The following is a 22725-nucleotide window of genomic DNA, read 5'->3' on the forward strand; positions in this document are numbered from 1 at the left end:
ATGGATGCAGTTAAATTGTCTCAGGAAGGCAAAGTAATCGCTGTTCGTGGTCATGTATACATTGAAAATAATGTTTCAAGAGAAGAGGTTAGCATCGATGCTAAATTAGACTCTGGTACATTACTTCTTATTGATAATGATTCAAGCGTAGACCTTATTTTCAATGATGGCAGCATCCACACGTTTGAATATAGCCAGAATTCCGTCATACCACCTGTCTCCGAAGAAGAATCAGATCTCAACTCTGAGATAGCTGCAATCCAGGATTTAATTGCAACAGGTGAAGATCCAACCGCAGAGTTACCAGCCCCTGCTGCAGGTAGTGCGCAAGGGCAAGGTGGTCATTCAGGTTATACTACTGTCGATCGAATCGGTTCAGAAACAATTGCCGGCTCGGTATTTACCACATCTACTTTTAACGAGGGCGATTCCCCTTCCCGCCTTGAAGAAGATGCGGACTCACCATTTATTCTGTCCCCTACTGTTACTGTCAACGCTCCGGTAAACAGCAACGACAACACTCCAACTATCACAGGCACATCAAACCTTCCTGCTGGGTCAAATGTTGTCGTGTCCGTAACAGACAGTGCAGGTAACACCCAGACTATTACTGGCACAGTTGAGTCAGACGGTACGTTCTCTGTTACCGTTCCAACAGCATTACCTGACGGTGACTACTCAGTTACAGCCACTGTTACAACCCCAGAAGGCATAACAAGCACTGCTGAAGCGACGGGTAGCATTGATACAACAGCCCCAGGGGAAGGGGAAGGAGCTGGTGGTTCTGACATTGCACCGTCTGTAACAATCAATGAAGCCTCTGAGGGTGTGAATAAAGAGGAAGCCAGTGACGGTGTCCAGGTGGCAGTAGTTCCACCAACAGGCTCCCAACCGGGTGATACGATTACACTGACAGTGTCCGGCCCTGGTGGTTCGTCTGAAATTACTCAAAAAGTTCCAGATGACTGGTCGGAAGGAGACACAGTTACTGTCACGATTCCAGCAACTGACATTCAGGATGGAAACGGAAATTTCGTTGATGGCAGTTACTCAGTCTCGGCGACTGTAACCGACACTGCTGGAAATGAAAGTGCATCCAGTTCACCAGAATCATTCAATTTAGATACAACGTCTCCAGATGTACCTTCTATTACTTCAGTCAGTGACAATGTCGGTGATATTCAGGGCAACATTAGCGCCGGTGCATCAACTGACGACACCACGCCAACTATTGTTGGTTCCGCTCCTTCTGACGCAGTTCAGGTGGAAATCTACGACGGTACATCCCTGATAGGTACTGCTACTGTCATTAACGGTCAGTGGGGATTTCAAACTCCGGCGCTTCCTGATGGCACACATAATTTCACTGTTGTTTCAGTTGACGCTTCAGGCAACAGGAGTGAAAGCAGCAGCGCGTTCCCTATCACAGTGGATACCATTGCCCCAGGTGAAGGACTTGGTCCAAATGGGAATGATTTGGCGCCTACCGTTACCATTGATGAAGCTGACAATGGTGTAAATGCATCTGAAGCCGGTAATGGCATTCAAACCGTTATCACTCCACCAACCGGCACTGAACCGGGCGATACAATTACCGTCACTATATCAGGCCCGAACGGCCAACAATCGGTAACAGCAACCGTACCTTCCGGTTGGGCAGAAGGTGATGGTGTTCCTGTAGACATCGACAAAAGCAAACTGGGTGATGATGGCAATTACACGGTCACTGCAACAGTTACGGATGCAGCAGGTAATGAGAGTGCAACAAGTTCAGGTGTTACTTTTGAGCTGGATACGCAAATAAGTAAACCAACGTTAGATCTTGACGCCGCCAGTGATACGGGCGTATCCCAAACGGATGAACTTACCTCTGACAATACACCTACATTGAACATAGGGAATATTGATCAGGACGTTACCAAGGTTGAAGTCTTTGTTTCAGGCAGCTCTTCAGCTGTTGGCGAAGCAACAAAAGATGCTCTTGGAAACTGGAGTTATACATTTACTAGTGAACTCCCAGACGGTGCGAACAGCCTGACTGTTAAAGCTACTGATAATAATGGTAACACCAGTACGTCAGAACCTTTAGTCATTACCGTTGATACCACGGCCCCAGGAGAAGGGACTGGAACAGGAGGGGGAAATGAAGCCCCATCCGTCACCATTGATGAAGCGTCTAACGGTGTAAATAAAACTGAAGCCGCTGACGGTATACAGGTATCAGTCACTCCTCCAACCGGTACTGAGCCGGGTGATACCATTACGCTTACTGTCACAGACCCTTCTGGTAATGTTTCAACAATAACTGCATCAGTTCCATCAGGCTGGACAGGCAGCAATGTACCAGTGACGATTCCCGTCACCGAACTTCAAGATGCCGGAAGCTTCGAAGACGGCACCTACAACGTAAGTGCCACAGTTACAGACAGTGCTGGCAATACAAGTGAATCCAGTCCGTCAACTGACTTTACGTTGGATACCACCGGTCCGGATAGCTCCGGCACGACCCTGTCGATTGATGATCTGGCTGGCGACAACGTTATTAACGCCTCTGAGTCCGGCAACGACGTTACGGTCACCGGTACCGTCTCTGGCGAGTTCAAGACCGGCGATGAAGTCACCCTCACCGTCAACGGCAAGGACTTTACCGGCACCGTCGATGCCAACGGCGATTTCAGTATTGATGTCCCGGGCGCTGACCTGGTTGCTGACGCTGATACCAAGATTGACGCCAAGGTTGTCGCCACCGATGCGGCCGGCAACACCGGCACCATTACCGCCACCAAGGATTACGATACCGATACCACTGGCCCGGATAGCTCCGGCACGACCCTGTCGATTGATGACTTGGCAGGCGACAACGTTATTAACGCCTCGGAGTCCGGCAACGATGTTACCGTCACCGGTACGGTCTCCGGTGAATTCAAGACCGGCGATGAAGTCACCCTCACCGTTAACGGCAAGGACTTTACCGGTACCGTCGATGCCAACGGCGACTTCAGCATCGATGTCCCAGGCGCTGACCTGGTTGCTGACGCTGATACCAAGATTGACGCCAAGGTTGTCGCCACCGATGCGGCCGGCAACACCGGCACCATCACTGCGACCAAGGATTACGACACCGATACCACTGGCCCGGATTCCTCAGGCACCACCCTGACCGTGGACGACCTCACCGCCGATAACGTGGTGAATGCCTCGGAGTCCGGCAACGATGTTACCGTCACCGGTACCGTCTCCGGCGAGTTCAAGAACGGCGATGAAGTCACCCTGACCGTCAACGGTAAGGACTTTACCGGCACCGTGGATGCCAACGGCGACTTCAGTATTGATGTCCCGGGCGCTGACCTGGTTGCTGACGCTGATACCCAGATTGATGCCAAGGTTGTCGCCACCGATGCAGCCGGCAACACCGGTACCATCACCGCCACCAAGGATTACGATACCGATACCACTGGCCCGGATTCCTCTGGCACCACCCTGTCGATTGATGACTTGGCAGGCGACAACGTTATTAACGCCTCTGAGTCCGGTAATGACGTCACCGTTACCGGTACCGTCTCCGGCGAGTTCAAGACCGGCGATGAAGTCACCCTCACCGTCAACGGCAAGGACTTTACCGGCACCGTCGATGCCAACGGCGACTTCAGTATTGATGTCCCAGGCGCAGACCTGGTTGCTGACTCTGATACCAAGATTGACGCCAAGGTTGTCGCCACCGATGCAGCCGGCAACACCGGTACCATCACCGCCACCAAGGATTACGACACCGATACCACCGGCCCAGATAGCTCCGGCACCACCCTGACCGTCGATGATGTCACCGCCGATAACGTGGTGAACGCTTCCGAGTCCGACGGCAATGTCGCGGTGACCGGTAAGGTCACTGGCGAGTTTATGTCCGGCGATACCGTGACGCTGACCGTCAACGGCAAGGACTTTACCGGCACCGTCGATGCCAGCGGCGATTTCAGCATTGATATCCCGGGCGCAGATCTGGTTGCTGACGCTGATACCAAGATTGACGGCAAGGTTGTCGCCACCGATGCGGCCGGCAACACCGGCACCATTACCGCCACCAAGGATTACGATACCGATACTACTGGCCCGGATGCATCCCGCACCACCCTGATCGTGGATGATGTCACCGCCGATAACGTGGTGAATGCCTCCGAGTCCGGCAACGACGTTACGGTCACCGGTACTGTCTCCGGCGAGTTCAAGACTGGCGATGAAGTCACCCTGACTGTTAACGGCAAGGACTTTACCGGCACCGTCGATGCCAGCGGCGACTTCAGCATTGACGTCCCAGGCGCAGACCTGGTTGCTGACGCTGATACCAAGATTGACGCCAAGGTTGTCGCCACCGATGCGGCCGGCAACACCGGCACCATTACTGCCACCAAGGATTACGATACCGATACCACTGGCCCGGATTCCTCAGGCACCACCCTGACCGTGGACGACCTCACCGCCGATAACGTGGTGAATGCCTCGGAGTCCGGCAACGATGTTACCGTCACCGGTACCGTCTCCGGTGAATTCAAGACCGGCGATGAAGTGACCCTCACCGTCAACGGCAAGGACTTTACCGGCACCGTCGATGCCAACGGCGATTTCAGCATTGATATCCCAGGTGCAGATCTGGTCGCTGACGCTGATACCAAGATTGACGCCTCGGTTGTGGCCACCGATGCGGCCGGCAACACCGGCACCATTACCGCCTCCAAGGACTACGACACCGATACCACTGGCCCGGATAGCTCTACAACCACGCTTACCGTCAATGACGTCACCGCTGACAATATCGTTAATGCAACTGAAGCGGGCAGCGTTGTCACGGTTACCGGTAAAGTGACCGGTGAATTCAAAGCCGGTGATACCGTGACGCTCACCGTTAACGGAAACGACTACCAAGGCAACGTCGATTCCAGCGGTAACTTTGCGATTTCCGTACCCGGCAGCGATCTTAAGAACGATGCCGATACCAAGATTGATGCCTCTATCAAGGCTACAGATCCGGCTGGCAACCAGGCAGATATCACCACAACTAAAGACTACAACGTCGACACCACTGGCCCTGACTCCTCAGGCACCACCCTGTCGATTGATGATCTGGCTGGCGACAACGTTATTAACGCCTCGGAGTCCGGTAACGACGTCTCCGTCACTGGTACTGTCTCCGGTGAATTCAAGACCGGCGATGAAGTCACCCTCACCGTTAACGGCAAGGACTTTACCGGCACCGTCGATGCCAGCGGCGATTTCAGCATTGATATCCCGGGCGCAGATCTGGTTGCTGACGCTGATACCAAGATTGACGGCAAGGTTGTCGCCACCGATGCGGCCGGCAACACCGGCACCATTACCGCCACCAAGGATTACGATACCGATACTACTGGCCCGGATGCATCCCGCACCACCCTGATCGTGGATGATGTCACCGCCGATAACGTGGTGAATGCCTCCGAGTCCGGCAACGACGTTACGGTCACCGGTACTGTCTCCGGCGAGTTCAAGACTGGCGATGAAGTCACCCTGACTGTTAACGGCAAGGACTTTACCGGCACCGTCGATGCCAGCGGCGACTTCAGCATTGACGTCCCAGGCGCAGACCTGGTTGCTGACGCTGATACCAAGATTGACGCCAAGGTTGTCGCCACCGATGCGGCCGGCAACACCGGCACCATTACTGCCACCAAGGATTACGATACCGATACCACTGGCCCGGATTCCTCAGGCACCACCCTGACCGTGGACGACCTCACCGCCGATAACGTGGTGAATGCCTCGGAGTCCGGCAACGATGTTACCGTCACCGGTACCGTCTCCGGTGAATTCAAGACCGGCGATGAAGTGACCCTCACCGTCAACGGCAAGGACTTTACCGGCACCGTCGATGCCAACGGCGATTTCAGCATTGATATCCCAGGTGCAGATCTGGTCGCTGACGCTGATACCAAGATTGACGCCTCGGTTGTGGCCACCGATGCGGCCGGCAACACCGGCACCATTACCGCCTCCAAGGACTACGACACCGATACCACTGGCCCGGATAGCTCTACAACCACGCTTACCGTCAATGACGTCACCGCTGACAATATCGTTAATGCAACTGAAGCGGGCAGCGTTGTCACGGTTACCGGTAAAGTGACCGGTGAATTCAAAGCCGGTGATACCGTGACGCTCACCGTTAACGGAAACGACTACCAAGGCAACGTCGATTCCAGCGGTAACTTTGCGATTTCCGTACCCGGCAGCGATCTTAAGAACGATGCCGATACCAAGATTGATGCCTCTATCAAGGCTACAGATCCGGCTGGCAACCAGGCAGATATCACCACAACTAAAGACTACAACGTCGACACCACTGGCCCTGACTCCTCAGGCACCACCCTGTCGATTGATGATCTGGCTGGCGACAACGTTATTAACGCCTCGGAGTCCGGTAACGACGTCTCCGTCACTGGTACTGTCTCCGGTGAATTCAAGACCGGCGATGAAGTCACCCTCACCGTTAACGGCAAGGACTTTACCGGCACCGTCGATGCCAGCGGCGATTTCAGCATTGATATCCCGGGCGCAGATCTGGTTGCTGACGCTGATACCAAGATTGACGGCAAGGTTGTCGCCACCGATGCGGCCGGCAACACCGGCACCATTACTGCCACCAAGGATTACGACACCGATACCACTGGCCCCGATTCCTCTGGTACCACCCTGTCGATTGATGATCTGGCTGGCGACAACGTTATTAACGCCTCCGAGTCCGGCAACGACGTTACGGTCACTGGTACTGTCTCCGGTGAATTCAAGACCGGCGATGAAGTCACCCTCACCGTCAACGGCAAGGACTTTACCGGCACCGTCGAGGCCAACGGCGATTTCAGCATTGATGTCCCGGGCGCTGACCTGGTTGCTGACGCTGATACCAAGATTGACGCCACGGTTGTCGCCACTGATGCGGCGGGTAACACCGGCACCATCACCGGTACCAAGGATTACGATACCGATACCACTGGCCCGGATTCCTCAGGTACCACTCTGTCGATTGATGACTTGGCTGGCGACAACGTTATTAATGCCTCTGAGTCCGGTAATGATGTCACCGTTACCGGTACCGTCTCCGGTGAATTCAAGACCGGCGATGAAGTGACCCTCACCGTCAACGGCAAGGACTTTACCGGCACCGTCGATGCCAACGGCGATTTCAGTATTGATATCCCAGGAGCAGATCTGGTCGCTGACGCTGATACCAAGATTGACGCCAAGATTGTCGCCACCGATGCGGCCGGCAACACTGGCACTATCACCGCCACCAAGGATTACGATACCGATACCACTGGCCCGGATAGCTCTACAACCACGCTTACCGTCAATGACGTCACCGCTGACAATATCGTTAATGCAACTGAAGCGGGCAGCGTTGTCACGGTTACCGGTAAAGTGACCGGTGAATTCAAAGCCGGTGATACCGTGACGCTCACCGTTAACGGAAACGACTACCAAGGCAACGTCGATTCCAGCGGTAACTTTGCGATTTCCGTACCCGGCAGCGATCTTATGAACGATGCCGATACCAAGATTGATGCCTCTATCAAAGCCACAGATCCGGCTGGCAACCAGGCAGATATCACCACAACCAAAGACTACAACGTCGATACCACTGGCCCGGATAGCTCCGGCACGACCCTGTCGATTGATGATCTGGCTGGCGACAACGTTATTAACGCCTCCGAGTCCGGCAACGACGTTACGGTCACCGGTACGGTCTCCGGTGAATTCAAGACCGGCGATGAAGTGACCCTGACCGTCAACGGCAAGGACTTTACCGGCACTGTCGATGCCAACGGCGACTTCAGTATTGATGTCCCGGGCGCTGACCTGGTTGCTGACGCTGATACTAAGATTGACGCCAAGGTTGTCGCCACCGATGCGGCCGGTAACACCGGCACCATCACCGCCACCAAGGATTACGATACCGATACCACTGGCCCAGATTCCTCTGGTACCGCCCTGTCGATTGATGATCTGGCTGGCGACAACGTTATTAACGCCTCCGAGTCCGGCAATGATGTTACGGTCACCGGTACCGTCTCCGGCGAGTTCAAGACCGGCGATGAAGTGACCCTCACCGTTAACGGTAAGGACTTCACTGGTACCGTCGATGCCAACGGCGACTTCAGCATTGATGTCCCAGGCGCTGACCTGGTCGCTGACGCTGATACCAAGATTGACGCCAAGGTAGTCGCTACCGATGCGGCCGGCAATACCGGCACCATCACTGCCACCAAGGATTACGACACCGATACCACTGGCCCGGATAGCTCCGGCACGACCCTGTCGATTGATGATCTGGCTGGCGACAATGTTATCAACGCCTCGGAGTCCGGCAACGATGTTACGGTCACCGGTACCGTCTCCGGCGAGTTCAAGACCGGCGATGAAGTGACCCTCACCGTCAACGGCAAGGACTTTACCGGCACCGTCGATGCCAACGGCGATTTCAGCATCGATGTCCCGGGTGCAGATCTGGTGGCAGATACTGACACCAAGATTGACGCCAAGGTTGTCGCGACCGATGCGGCCGGCAACACTGGCACCATTACCGCGACCAAGGATTACGATACCGATACTACTGGCCCGGATTCCTCAGGTACCACCCTGACTGTGGATGATGTCACCGCCGATAACGTGGTGAATGCCTCCGAGTCCGGCAACGACGTTACCGTCACCGGTACGGTCTCCGGCGAATTCAAGACCGGCGATGAAGTGACCCTGACCGTTAACGGCAAGGATTTCACTGGCACCGTGGATGCCAACGGCGATTTCAGCATTGATGTCCCGGGTGCAGATCTGGTTGCTGACGCTGATACCAAGATTGACGCCAAGGTTGTCGCCACCGATGCAGCCGGCAACACCGGTACCATCACCGCCACCAAGGATTACGACACCGATACCACTGGCCCTGATAGCTCCGGCACCACCCTGTCTATTGATGACTTGGCAGGCGACAACGTTATTAACGCCTCCGAGTCCGGCAACGATGTTACGGTCACCGGTACCGTCTCCGGCGAGTTCAAGACCGGCGATGAAGTCACCCTGACCGTCAACGGCAAGGACTTTAGCGGCACCGTGGATGCCAACGGTGACTTCAGCATCGATGTCCCAGGCGCTGATCTGGTTGCTGACGCTGATACCAAGATTGACGCCAAGGTTGTGGCGACCGATGCGGCCGGCAATACCGGCACCATTACCGCGACCAAGGATTACGATACCGATACTACCGGCCCGGATTCCTCAGGCACCATCCTGACCGTGGACGACCTCACTGCCGACAACGTTATTAACGCCTCTGAGTCCGGCAACGACGTTACGGTCACCGGTACCGTCTCTGGCGAGTTCAAGACCGGCGATGAAGTCACCCTTACCGTTAACGGTAAGGACTTTACCGGCACCGTCGATGCCAACGGCGACTTCAGTATTGATGTCCCAGGTGCAGATCTGGTTGCTGACGCTGATACCAAGATTGATGCCAAGGTTGTCGCCACCGATGCGGCCGGCAATACCGGCACCATTACCGCAACCAAGGATTACGATACCGATACCACTGGCCCGGACTCCTCAGGCACCACCCTGACCGTGGATGATGTCACCGCCGATAACGTGGTGAATGCCTCCGAGTCCGGCGGCAATGTCGCGGTGACCGGTAAGGTCACCGGCGAGTTTAAATCTGGCGACACCGTGACCCTCACCGTCAACGGCAAGGATTTCACTGGTACCGTCGATGCGGCGGGTAACTACTCGATCAATGTCCCCGGCGCTGACCTGGTTGCTGACGCTGATACCAAGATTGATGCCAAGGTTGTCGCCACCGATGCAGCCGGCAACACCGGCACCATTACCGCGACCAAGGATTACGATACCGATACTACTGGCCCGGATGCATCCGGCACCACCCTGATCGTGGATGATGTCACCGCCGATAACGTGGTGAATGCCTCTGAGTCCGGCAACGACGTTACTGTCACCGGTACTGTCTCCGGCGAGTTCAAGACCGGCGATGAAGTGACCCTCACCGTCAACGGCAAGGACTTTACCGGCACCGTCGATGCCAGCGGCGATTTCAGCATTGATATCCCAGGTGCAGATCTGGTCGCTGACGCTGATACCAAGATTGACGCCTCGGTTGTGGCCACCGATGCGGCCGGCAACACCGGCACCATTACCGCCTCCAAGGACTACGACACCGATACCACTGGCCCGGATAGCTCTACAACCACGCTTACCGTCAATGACGTCACCGCTGACAATATCGTTAATGCAACTGAAGCGGGCAGCGTTGTCACGGTTACCGGTAAAGTGACCGGTGAATTCAAAGCCGGTGATACCGTGACGCTCACCGTTAACGGAAACGACTACCAAGGCAACGTCGATTCCAGCGGTAACTTTGCGATTTCCGTGCCCGGCAGCGATCTTAAGAACGATGCCGACACCAAGATTGATGCCTCTATCAAAGCCACAGATCCGGCTGGCAACCAGGCAGATATCTCCACAACCAAAGACTATAACGTCGACACCACTGGCCCGAATGCCTCCAGCACCACCCTGACAGTGGATGATGTCACCGCCGATAACGTAGTCAACGCTTCCGAGTCCGGCGGCAATGTCGCGGTGACCGGTAAGGTGACCGGCGAATTTAAGTCTGGCGACACCGTGACCCTGACCGTTAACAGCAAGGACTTCACCGGTACCGTCGATGCGGCGGGCAATTACTCGATCAATGTCTCTGGCGCTGACCTGGTCGCCGACGCTGATACCAAGATTGACGCCAAGATTGTCGCCACCGATGCAGCCGGTAATAACGGCACCATCACCACAACCAAGGATTACAGTGCCGATATTTCTGCAGATGAAGATAATAATCTGTCCATCAATGTCACACCTGTATTCAATGCATCTTTAGGAAATGGCGAAGCCGGCAATGACATCATTTATGGTGGAGAAGGCAGTGACACAGCTTACGGTGGTGCGGGCGATGATGACATTACAGTTGGAGCAGGAGACATTGCCTTTGGCGGTGCCGGAGATGATGAATTCTTCGTTGATGCAAGCCTGAGTGGAAACTCTGATATTTCTATCACTGGAGGGGAAACCGACGAAGAAGCAACCATCGATCCTGTTAACAATCCTGGTGGACGCATAGGTGACACGCTTGATCTCAGCGGCCTGCAGAATGTTGTTATTACCTACGATGAAACAGAGGCAACTTGGGATGGCACAAAATCAGAAAGTGGCACAGTTACTTACACCAACGATAACGGTGAAACCGTTACCATTAATTTCTCTGAAATAGAAAATATCCTGACTGGCCCAACATCCAATGTCACCCCGGTGAAAGAAGTTCCTGATGTTAATCGCCCCGAAGGCATCAGCATTGAAAGTGGGGAAACCGTCAGCGGTGATACAAACAGTAGTTGGACTACAACCACGGTCAATATCAATGGTACACCGTACGTAGTATCTACAAGTTGGGGTTACAGCGGTACCGTCGTGATCTCAAAGGTTAACAATGATGGCAGCCTGACAGAAACTGACCGTATCACCTACGACTGCAACACTGGAACCGTTGTCAGTACTTCAGGCGGTGACATCACTCAAACGCTTACCGACGCAGGAATTAGCGTTGGCGCGTTGGGGAACGGACTTACTCAGTCCAATATTTCTAATATAGACGGACAAGAAACGCTGTTTGTCACCTCTCAGAACTCCCGCTCTTTGACTGCTTGGAGTATCTCAGATGACGGCAAGTTATCGCTCAACGGTGGCTTAGACTACATGGGCGGGTCTATCATCCGCGAAAACGTCACGTTTGAGGGCGATGATGGCACCGAGTACATCTATGCTGCTCGCACAGGTTCAGACCGAATTGACACCCTGACATACAACCCTTCTACCGGTGACATCACCGAGACCGGTACCACAACGTCTTCTGGTGACGCCGTTTCCAGTGTCGATGTCATCCGCATTGGTGACAAAGCTTACCTCGCATCTGGAGCTAAGGACGGTATTGGTCTTTATGAGATTGACACCGCGGACGGCAGCCTTACTCATATTGAAAGCATTACACCTGAGACTGGTTTGGGTACAGGGGTAAGTGTGACCTTTTATACCAACAACGATGGCGCTACTTATGTCGTTTACACCAACACCGCAACCGAAACGTCTTACCTCTACAAAGTGGAAGCCAGTGGGCTGACACTGACCGATACGGTTACCGGTGGTGACGGAAACTACTTCACTTCTGCTGGTTACATTGACGGTGAACCGATTTTTGTTACCCGCAATGCGGAAGATGGTTTCGACGTTTATACCATCGATGAAAATGGTGATTTCCAGTTCCAGACAACAGCAACGGGCTTTGACAATGACCGTACACCTCCGGTCGTTGTACAAACAGAAGACGGCAAACACTGGCTGGTTGACGCAGATGGCAACAACGCGTCGGTAGCCCTGAATATCTATGATCACGCTATAGAAGGGACACAGGATGCTGACACTATCAATGCATCTTACACCGGCGATTCAGAATCTGACCAAATAGACCACAATGATGCCCCGGATGGATCCAATAATGACTTTGTTGTCGCCCAAGGCGGAAATGACACCATTGATTCCGGAGAAGGTAATGATTCGGTCCTTGCAGGAAGCGGGAACGATACGGTCCATGGCGGTCAGGGAGATGACCTGATATTGGGTGACGCCAGCGAATCCATTGAAGTGGAAAGCGGCACAGCTGTATCCACGGGAACCGGAGGTTACTACAATACCACTGTCACTATTGACGGTATCCCGTATGTTATCTCCACATCTGGTGGTTGGAGTGGTTTAGTAACGATTTCGAAAGTTAATAGTGATGGCTCACTCACTGAAACAGATCGTATTACTTATGACAGCTCTGCAGGTACAGTCATCAGCACATCCGGCGGTGACCTGACTCAGGCACTCGCGGATGCAAATATCCCTATCGGCGCAATGGGAGCCAAACTCTCACACTCAAATATCAGCAATATAGATGGTGAAGAGACCCTATTCCTGACTTCGCAAAATACCGGTTCCATTACTACCTGGAATATTTCTTCAGACGGCAAATTGTCACTTGAAGGTGGGCTTAACTTTGGTCATTCCCAGCCAGGAATCAAAGGGGGAATTGTCAGGGAAAATGTTACATTCGAATCCTCTGATGGCGACATCTATGTTTATGCAACCCGTCCTCAAAATGATCGCATTGACAAGCTGACTTATGATCCTGCCACCGGCACTCTGACCGAAACCGGCGAGTCAATCGCTGCTGGCCGATATGTCTCAGCACTGGATATCTCTGAAGTTAACGGAACAACTTATTTGGTATCAAGCTCTCGGGAAGGTCTGGACCTATATGTTGTTGACTCATCCACCGGGGAGATGACGCTTTCTCAACATATTGATTCTCCGGTCGGAGATGATCTCGCAGTAAGCGGTGTGGAGTTTTATACAACGCCAAACGGTAAAACCTATGCGATCTTTATTCAGTCCGGTGAATCTCATATCTATGAGGTGAACGAGAATGGTGGACTGACACATACCGATTCTGTAACTGGCGGAGCCACTGCCTCTTACGTTTATTTCTCAACTGCAGGTTATATTGACGGCGAACCTGTTTATGTCGCGGCAAATGAAACAGCCGGTGTCGACCTTTACACCATTGGCGCGAATGGTGACTTTATCCACCAGGGGACAGTCACCGGTATTGAAAATGACACCACAGCACCGGTTATCGTCCAAACAGAAGATGGTAATTACTGGCTTGTTGATGCTGACGGCAACCGCTCTTCGATCCCTCTTTCGGTTTCTGAGGACGGCAACGATATCCTCTTCGGCGACGAAGGTGATGATGAGATTCACGGCCAGGGTGGTGACGATATCCTTACTGGCGGAGCTGGTGATGATTACCTGTCTGGCGGTGCGGGCAACGACATGCTCATTGGTGATGATGTTGCTGTCACCGGAACAACACTTTCCGGCGTGGACTCAGATGCATCCACAGTAACAGTTACTTACAGCGATGGAACAAACGAAATCACCGTCGATGCGGTTAAAAACGCTGCTGGTGACTGGATCGTACCAAATACAGATATCAGTGAGCTCGATGACGGTACTATCACCGCGACAGTTACTGTGACCGATCATGCTGGCAATACGGCTACCTCCAGTGACACATTCACACTCGATACCACTGCCCCAACAACAGGGGATGGACAGAACAGTATCAGTGTCGATTCAGGCGTAACAGGAGCACCAAGTGAGACCGAAGGCGAGAACCTATACACGCTGAACCAGGTATTCACTCATGCAATGACTGGTCTTGGAGGGAATGGCGGGGCCGTTGGGTTTACCTTCTCTGTCACAGAAAACGCAATGTCCATGACGGTACAGGACAACGACAGCCTGCTGGAAGACAACAATGGAACAAATGCTGTTGCAGGAAGCCAATCAAAAGATCTGTCTTCACAAAGTCTTTCTACCCCATTTGGCAATCATGATGAAGGTTCATATGTCCATGCCCGTGCTTACCAGGAAGTTAAAAACCTGACTACCGGGGAAACCGGACGCATCTATCAGGTTCGAATCGAAAGCTCAGATTACGATCCGACAACTGATGGCATGCCTGTCGGCACTACTTATTGGGCCTTCAGCAATGGTTTCAAAGTTAATCCGGGTGACCAAATTGAACTGACCAGCACGTTCAAGTCTGGCGGAAACGTCGAGTACACCGACCTGTATCTTGATGATAATGACGGTGTGATCAGTGCTTCCGAGCAACGAGGTGTGCCGCTCAGCGGTAAAGTTGAGGCTGATGCCAAAGTACTTTCTGTTACTGTCACCGACTCTGACGGCAAGACCCATCATGTAAGTTCATCAGATATCACTGTCGCCGCCGACGGCACAGTGACGATTTCACCACAAGATTTATCAGAGCTCGCTGATGGTTCACTTACGGTCTCTATGCTCGTAGAGGACTCGAACGGTAACAGGGGTACCGTTACTGACTCAGTCTACAAAAACACCTCTGCCGGCCAAGGCACTGTCACTGTCGACTCCATCACCTCAGATGACGTCATTAGTGCAGCTGAAAGCCTGCAAAACATTAAAGTTTCAGGAACCGCAGTTGGTGGCGATATTTCTCCGGGTGACACAGTTACTGCTACGGTCAATGGCACCGATTACTCAACAACGGTTGGTGCAGATGGCAGTTGGGAGCTGAATGTTTCTGGAAGCGATTTAGCTGCAGATACCAGCTTTGCAGTTAACGTTATTTCTACTGACTCAGCAGGCAATACGGTTACCAGTACCGCTATATCCGAACACACAGCAGATCTGTCTGCACAGGCTGGTACCGTCTCTGTAAACACCATTACTGCTGACGATGTAATCAATGCTGCAGAAAGCCAGCAGACCATTGCCGTCTCCGGTACTGCATCCGGCGGGGATATCTCAGCCGGGGATACGGTCTCCATGACCATCAACGGCCAGAGCTACTCCACCACTGTGGGTACCAACGGCAGTTGGAGTATCAATGTCGACGGCGCTGACCTGGCGGCCGATAACAGCTTTACAGTCAATGTCAGCTCCAGCGATGCAGTGGGTAACACTGTGACCAGTTCGGCTACTTCGACGCACACTGTCGATCTGTCTGCACAGGCCGGCACTGTATCCGTTAACAACATTACTGCTGACGATGTGATCAATGCAGCGGAAAGCCAGCAGACCATTGCCGTCTCCGGTACTGCATCCGGCGGGGATATCTCTACCGGGGATACCGTCTCCATGACCATCAACGGCCAGAGCTACACCACCACTGTGGGTACCAATGGCTCTTGGAGTGTGAATGTTGCCGGCACTGACCTGGCGGCGGATAACAGCTTTACAGTTAATGTCGCCTCAAGCGATGCAGCCGGCAACCCGGTCACCAGCGCCACGACTTCGACCCACACCGTCGACCTGTCCGCGCAGGCTGGTACTGTTTCTGTAAACAGCATAACCGCTGACGATGTGATCAATGCTGCAGAAAGCCAGCAGACCATTGCCGTTTCCGGTAAGGCTACCGGCGGCGATATCTCTGTCGGCGACACGGTCTCGATGACCATCAACGGAAAGAGCTACACCACCACCGTTGGCAGTGACGGCAACTGGAGTGTGAATGTTGCTGGCTCTGATTTAGCGGCGGATAACAGCTTTACAGTTAATGTTGCCTCCAGCGATGCAGCCGGCAACCCGGTCACCAGCTCGGCAACTTCAACGCACACTGTCGATACGTCTGCACAAGCCGGCACGGTGTCCGTCAACAAGATCACTTCTGACGATGTCATCAACGCGGCGGAAAGTCAGCAGACCATTGCCGTATCCGGTAAGGCAACCGACGGGGATATCTCTGCCGGGGATATCGTCTCCATGACCATCAATGGCAAGTCTTACACCACCACCGTTGACAGCAATGGCAACTGGAGTGTGAATGTTGCTGGCTCTGATTTGGCGGCGGATAACAGCTTTACAGTTAATGTCGCCTCCAGCGACGCAGCCGGCAACCCGGTCACCAGCTCGGCAATTTCAACGCACACTGTCGATACGTCTGCACAAGCCGGCACGGTGTCCATCAACAAGATCACTTCTGACGATGTCATCAACGCGGCGGAAAGTCAGCAGACCATTGCCGTATCCGGTAAGGCAACCGGCGGGGATATTTCTGTCGGCGATACGGTCTCGATGACCATCAACGGTAAGAGCTACACCACCACGGTTGACAGCAATGGCAACTGGAGTGTGAATGTTGCTGGCTCTGATTTGGCGGCGGATAACAGCTTTACAGTTAATGTCGCCTCCAGCGACGCAGCCGGCAACCCGGTCACCAGCTCGGCAACTTCAACGCACACTGTCGATACGTCTGCACAAGCCGGTACGGTGTCCGTCAACAAGATCACTTCTGACGATGTCATCAACGCGGCGGAAAGTCAGCAGACCATTGCCGTATCCGGTACTGCATCCGGTGGGGATATTTCTGCCGGGGATACGGTCTCCATGACCATCAACGGCCAGAGCTACACCACCACAGTGGGTACCAATGGCTCTTGGAGTGTCAATGTCGACGGCGCTGACCTCGCCGCCGACAACAGCTTTACCGCGAGTGTCAGCTCAACCGATGCTGCCGGTAACCCAGTGACCAGCTCCACGACTTCGACACACACTGTCGATCTGTCTGCACAGGCCGGTACAGTATCCGTCAACAAGATCACTTCAGACGATGTAATCAATGCGGCAGAAAGCCAGCAAACCATTGCCGTTTCCGGTAAGGCTACCGGCGGCGATATCTCTGTCGGCGACACGGTTTCGATGACCATCAACGGAAAGAGCTATACCACCACGGTTGGCAGTGATGGCAACTGGAGTGTGAATGTTGCTGGCTCTGATTTGGCAGCGGATAACAGCTTTACAGTTAATGTTGCCTCCAGCGATGCAGCCGGCAACCCGGTCACCAGCTCGGCAACTTCAACGCACACTGTCGATACGTCTGCACAAGCCGGCACGGTGTCCGTCAACAAGATCACTTCTGACGATGTCATCAACGCGGCGGAAAGTCAGCAGACCATTGCCGTATCCGGTAAGGCAACCGACGGGGATATCTCTGCCGGGGATATCGTCTCCATGACCATCAATGGCAAGTCTTACACCACCACCGTTGACAGCAATGGCAACTGGAGTGTGAATGTTGCTGGCTCTGATTTGGCGGCGGATAACAGCTTTACAGTTAATGTCGCCTCCAGCGACGCAGCCGGCAACCCGGTCACCAGCTCGGCAACTTCAACGCACACTGTCGATACGTCTGCACAAGCCGGTACGGTGTCCGTCAACAAGATCACTTCTGACGATGTCATCAACGCGGCGGAAAGTCAGCAGACCATTGCCGTATCCGGTACTGCATCCGGTGGGGATATTTCTGCCGGGGATACGGTCTCCATGACCATCAACGGCCAGAACTACACCACCACAGTGGGTACCAACGGCAGTTGGAATGTCAATGTCGATGGCACGGACCTCGCCGCCGATAACAGCTTTACCGTGAGTGTCAGCTCAACCGATGCTGCCGGCAACCCAGTGACCAGCTCCACAACCTCGACGCACACTGTCGACACCACAGCCAATGCAACAATTACGCTAGATACAAATATCACGGCTGATGATGCTATCGACAATTCGGAAGCTGCTGGCAATGTAGCCATAACCGGTATGGTTTCTGGTGACGCAAAGCAGGGCGATACGGTAAGCATCACTGTCAATAACACGACCTACACGGGTACAGTTCAAGCTGATAAATCGTTTAGTGTCTCGGTTCCTGGTTCTGCGCTCTCTGCCGATTCTGACCGTACGATTCAGGCCAGTGTCACTGCCACTGATAGTGCAGGTAACCAGATCACAGTCACAGACTCGGAAAGCTACTCGGCGTATGGCGCTAAAGTTGCCTCAATAGATCACCTTCGCGATGGTGTAGAAGGAGGCACTTCTCCCGGATGGACGCTTAATCTGGATAAAGCCACGATTGAAGACACAACGGTGAAACTGCAGTTTGCAGATTCGCTCCACGATGTCCAACACGGCTCAGATTACTCAGGTAAAGTTTCCGTATATTCACTGTCCGGCACAAAACTGGGTGAAGTAACACTTGATGGCACCAACAGCTACCGGGCTGACATAACAGTTCCTGCGGGACAAAGTGGCGTCCGTCTCTACGCCCAGACCCTCAATGACAACATCTATGAAGGCACAGAAACCATTAAGATACAGGGGGTTGTATGGGGAAGCGGTACTGGATGGATCACCTCAGATGCTTCCAATATCACTGATGCAGCCGACAAGCCGGTTGTCCAGTCAGTCTCCAACGTCACCGCCAATGAAGGGGACACAGCCGCAGTAACCGTCACCCTGAACAAAGCCTCCACATCCACCACCAAAGTATGGATAGACGGCCATAATGGCGATGCTATTCAGGGCAGTGACTTCAATGGCAAGGACCTCTGGGTAAATTACGGCAATGGCTGGACCAAAGCCACCGGCGATTTCAGTGCCGGTAACTGGCTCACCGTACCTGCCAACAAGACCTCCTTCCAGGTGCGCATGGCCACCACGGAAGACGGTATCTACGAGGGCAATGAGACCTTCCGTATTAGCGCCAAAGCTGAAGGCCAATCCACCGCAAAATCCGGTACCGTCACCATTGCAGACGACGAAGCTGCACCTATCGTCGCCTCTATCGAGCACCTGCGTGATGGTGTGGAAGGCGGTAGGTCATCTGGATGGACACTTAACCTAAATAATCCATCCGATACCGCGACTACAGTGAAATTGCATTTTAATGATGCAGATCACCAGGCCGACCTTGGCACTGACTACTCCGGCCGCGTATACGTCTACAACCTCTCCGGCCAAAAGATTGGTGAAGTGGTTCTGGACAGCACTAACAGCTACAAAGCAGATATCACAGTACCTGCCGGCCATGCCGGTGTTCGCCTCTATGCCCAGACCCTCAATGACAATATCTATGAGGGTAACGAGACCATCAAGATCCGCGCAGCGGTTATTGGCCGCCAGGGTTGGGTCACCTCTGAAGCTGCAGACATCATTGATGAGGCAGACAAACCTGTAGTGACATCCGTATCTAATGTCACCGCCAATGAAGGGGACACAGCCGCGGTCACCGTCACACTGAACAAAGCCTCTACCACCACGACCAAGGTATGGGTCGATGCCTATGGCGGCTCCGCGACCGAAGGTACAGATTACAATACCAAGGATCTATGGGTGAACTATGGCAGTGGCTGGACCAAAGCCACCGGCGATTTCAGTGCCGGTAACTGGCTCACCGTACCTGCCAACAAAACCTCCTTCCAGGTGCGCATGGCAACCACGGAAGACGGTATCTATGAGGGCAATGAGACCTTCAGTATTAGTGCCAAAGCCGAAGGCCAGTCTGCTGCGAAACTGGGTACCGTCACCATTGCAGACGACGAAGCTGCACCTATCGTCGCCTCTATCGAGCACCTGCGTGATGGTGTGGAAGGCGGTAGGTCATCTGGATGGACACTTAACCTAAATAATCCATCCGATACCGCGACTACAGTGAAATTGCATTTTAATGATGCAGATCACCAGGCCGACCTCGGCACTGACTACTCAGGCCGCGTATACGTCTACAACCTCTCCGGCCAAAAAATCGGTGAAGTGGTTCTGGACAGCACTAACAGCTACAAAGCAGATATCACAGTACCTGCTGGCCATGCCGGTGTTCGCCTCTATGCCCAGACCCTCAATGACAATGTCTATGAGGGTGACGAGACCATCAAGATCCGCGCAGCTGTTATTGGCCGCCAGGGTTGGGTCACCTCTGAATCTGCCGACATCATTGATGATGCAGACAAACCTGTAGTGACATCCGTATCTAATGTCACCGCCAATGAAGGGGACACAGCCGCAGTAACCGTCACCCTGAACAAAGCCTCCACATCCACCACCAAAGTATGGATAGACGGCCATAATGGCGATGCTATTCAGGGCAGTGACTTCAATGGCAAGGATCTCTGGGTCAACTACGGCAGTGGCTGGACCAAAGCCACCGGCGATTTCAGTGCCGGTAACTGGCTCACCGTACCAGCCAACAAGACCTCCTTCCAGGTGCGCATGGCAACCACGGAAGACGGTATCTATGAGGGCAATGAGACCTTCAGAATTAGCGCCAAAGCCGATGGCCAGTCTGCCGCGAAATACGGTACTGTCACCATCACAGACGATGAAGCCTTGCCTAAGGTCGCCTCTATCGAGCACCTGCGTGATGGCATTGAGGGTGGCACCGCGCCGGGCTGGACACTGAACCTCAACAACCCATCTGAAACGGCTACCACGGTACGCCTGAGTTTTGCGGACAGCCTCCATCAGGCTGACCACGGAGCCGACTACTCCGGCCGCGTGTATATCTACAACCTCTCCGGCCAGAAGATCGGGGAAGTAGTACTGAACAGCACCAACAGCTACCAGGCTGACATCACAGTACCTGCAGGCCATGCCGGTGTGCGCCTCTACGCGCAGACCCTCAATGACAACGTCTATGAGGGTGATGAGACCATCAAGATCCGTGCAGCTGTTATTGGCCGTCAGGGTTGGGTCACCTCTGAAGCTGCTGACATCACAGATGAAGCCGACAAGCCGGACGTTACCACTATCACCCGCCTGCAAGATGGCGTAGAAGGCGGACAGTGGGCAGGCTGGACACTGAACCTGGATAAGACATCCACAACCAACAACACAGTGACTATCCGTGTCGCTGACGGCTTGCATGACGCTACCTTCAACCAGGACTATACCGGTGTCTTCCATATCTACAATGGCAGCACCAAAATCGGCTCTGTAACCCTTAACGGTTCGAACGGCTGGACATCCAACTTTACGGTACCGGCTGGCGTCAAGGCGCTTAAGGTTTATGCGCAACCAAAAGACGATGCCACTTACGAGGGCAACGAAAGCATCAAGTTCCAGGCTACGGCCTCTGGACAAGGCAGTTGGGTGACCTCTGCTGCTGCTTACATCACCGATGAAGCCGATATGCCTCAATGGCAAATTGGCAATACCTCTGTCGCTGAAGGCGGTTATCTTGTGTGGAACGTATCTCTCCACACTCCAACCAAGGCTGCCACCTGGACCAAGGTTGAGTTTGAGGACATTACCACATCCGGCGATACCGGCAGTTGGGAAGCCTCTTTTGATGGCGGGCAAACATGGGGAGTAACTAAGTACTACGGTAACCAAATTTCTGTGCCTGCGGGTAAATCCGGCTTTAAGGTTCGACTTAAAACCAATGATGACAACACTTATGAAGGCAATGAGACCGTTCGCCTGAAAATAACAGAAAGTGCAGGCTCAAATGGTAATGACCAGGGTGTCGTTTTCACCACTAGTACGGCGATTGGTACTATCACCGATGTTGCGGACAAACCAACTGTTACGTCTGTTTCCAATGTCACCGCCAACGAAGGGGATACTGCAGCCGTAACCATCACCCTCAGTAATACCTCTACCACCACAACCAAAGTGTGGGTCGATGCTTACAACGGTGATGCCGTCCAGGGCACTGACTTCAACGGCAAAGATCTGTGGGTCAACTATGGCAGTGGCTGGACCAAAGCCTCCGGCGATTTCAGTGCCGGTAACTGGCTCACCGTACCAGCCAACAAGACCTCCTTCCAGGTGCGCATGGCAACGACCGAAGACGGTATCTATGAGGGCAACGAGTCCTTTACTATCCGCGCCAAGGCGGAAGGACAGTCCGTACTGAAATCCGGCACCGTCACCATTGCTGAAGATGAAGCGGCTCCTAAAGTAGCCTCAATTGAGCACCTGCGTGACGGCGTTGAAGGAGGCACCTCCCCTGGCTGGACACTGAACCTTAATAACCCGTCTGATACAGCAACCACGGTGCGCCTGAATTTCAATGATTACTATCATCAAGCAGACCACGGCGTTGACTACTCAGGACGTGTGTACGTCTACAACCTGTCCGGCCAGAAGATTGGGGAAGTGGTACTGAACAGCTCCAACAGCTATCAGGCGAACATCACTGTTCCTGCAGGCCATACCGGGGTACGC

The 22725-nt window shown here is 53.5% G+C and carries 1 protein-coding gene (only partly in view); it reads left to right on the top strand.

The features are described 5' to 3' along the window. Window positions 1–22725, top strand: partial view of an Ig-like domain-containing protein gene (locus NF212_RS14090; protein ID WP_434356668.1) — the 5' portion only. The gene runs 4485 nt beyond the window's last position; 22725 of the gene's 27210 nt are visible here — the first part of the coding sequence; its start codon is at window positions 1–3; its stop codon lies beyond the right edge, outside the window.

The organism is Parasalinivibrio latis (assembly GCF_036825535.1).
Lineage (GTDB): Bacteria > Pseudomonadota > Gammaproteobacteria > Enterobacterales > Vibrionaceae > Parasalinivibrio > Parasalinivibrio latis.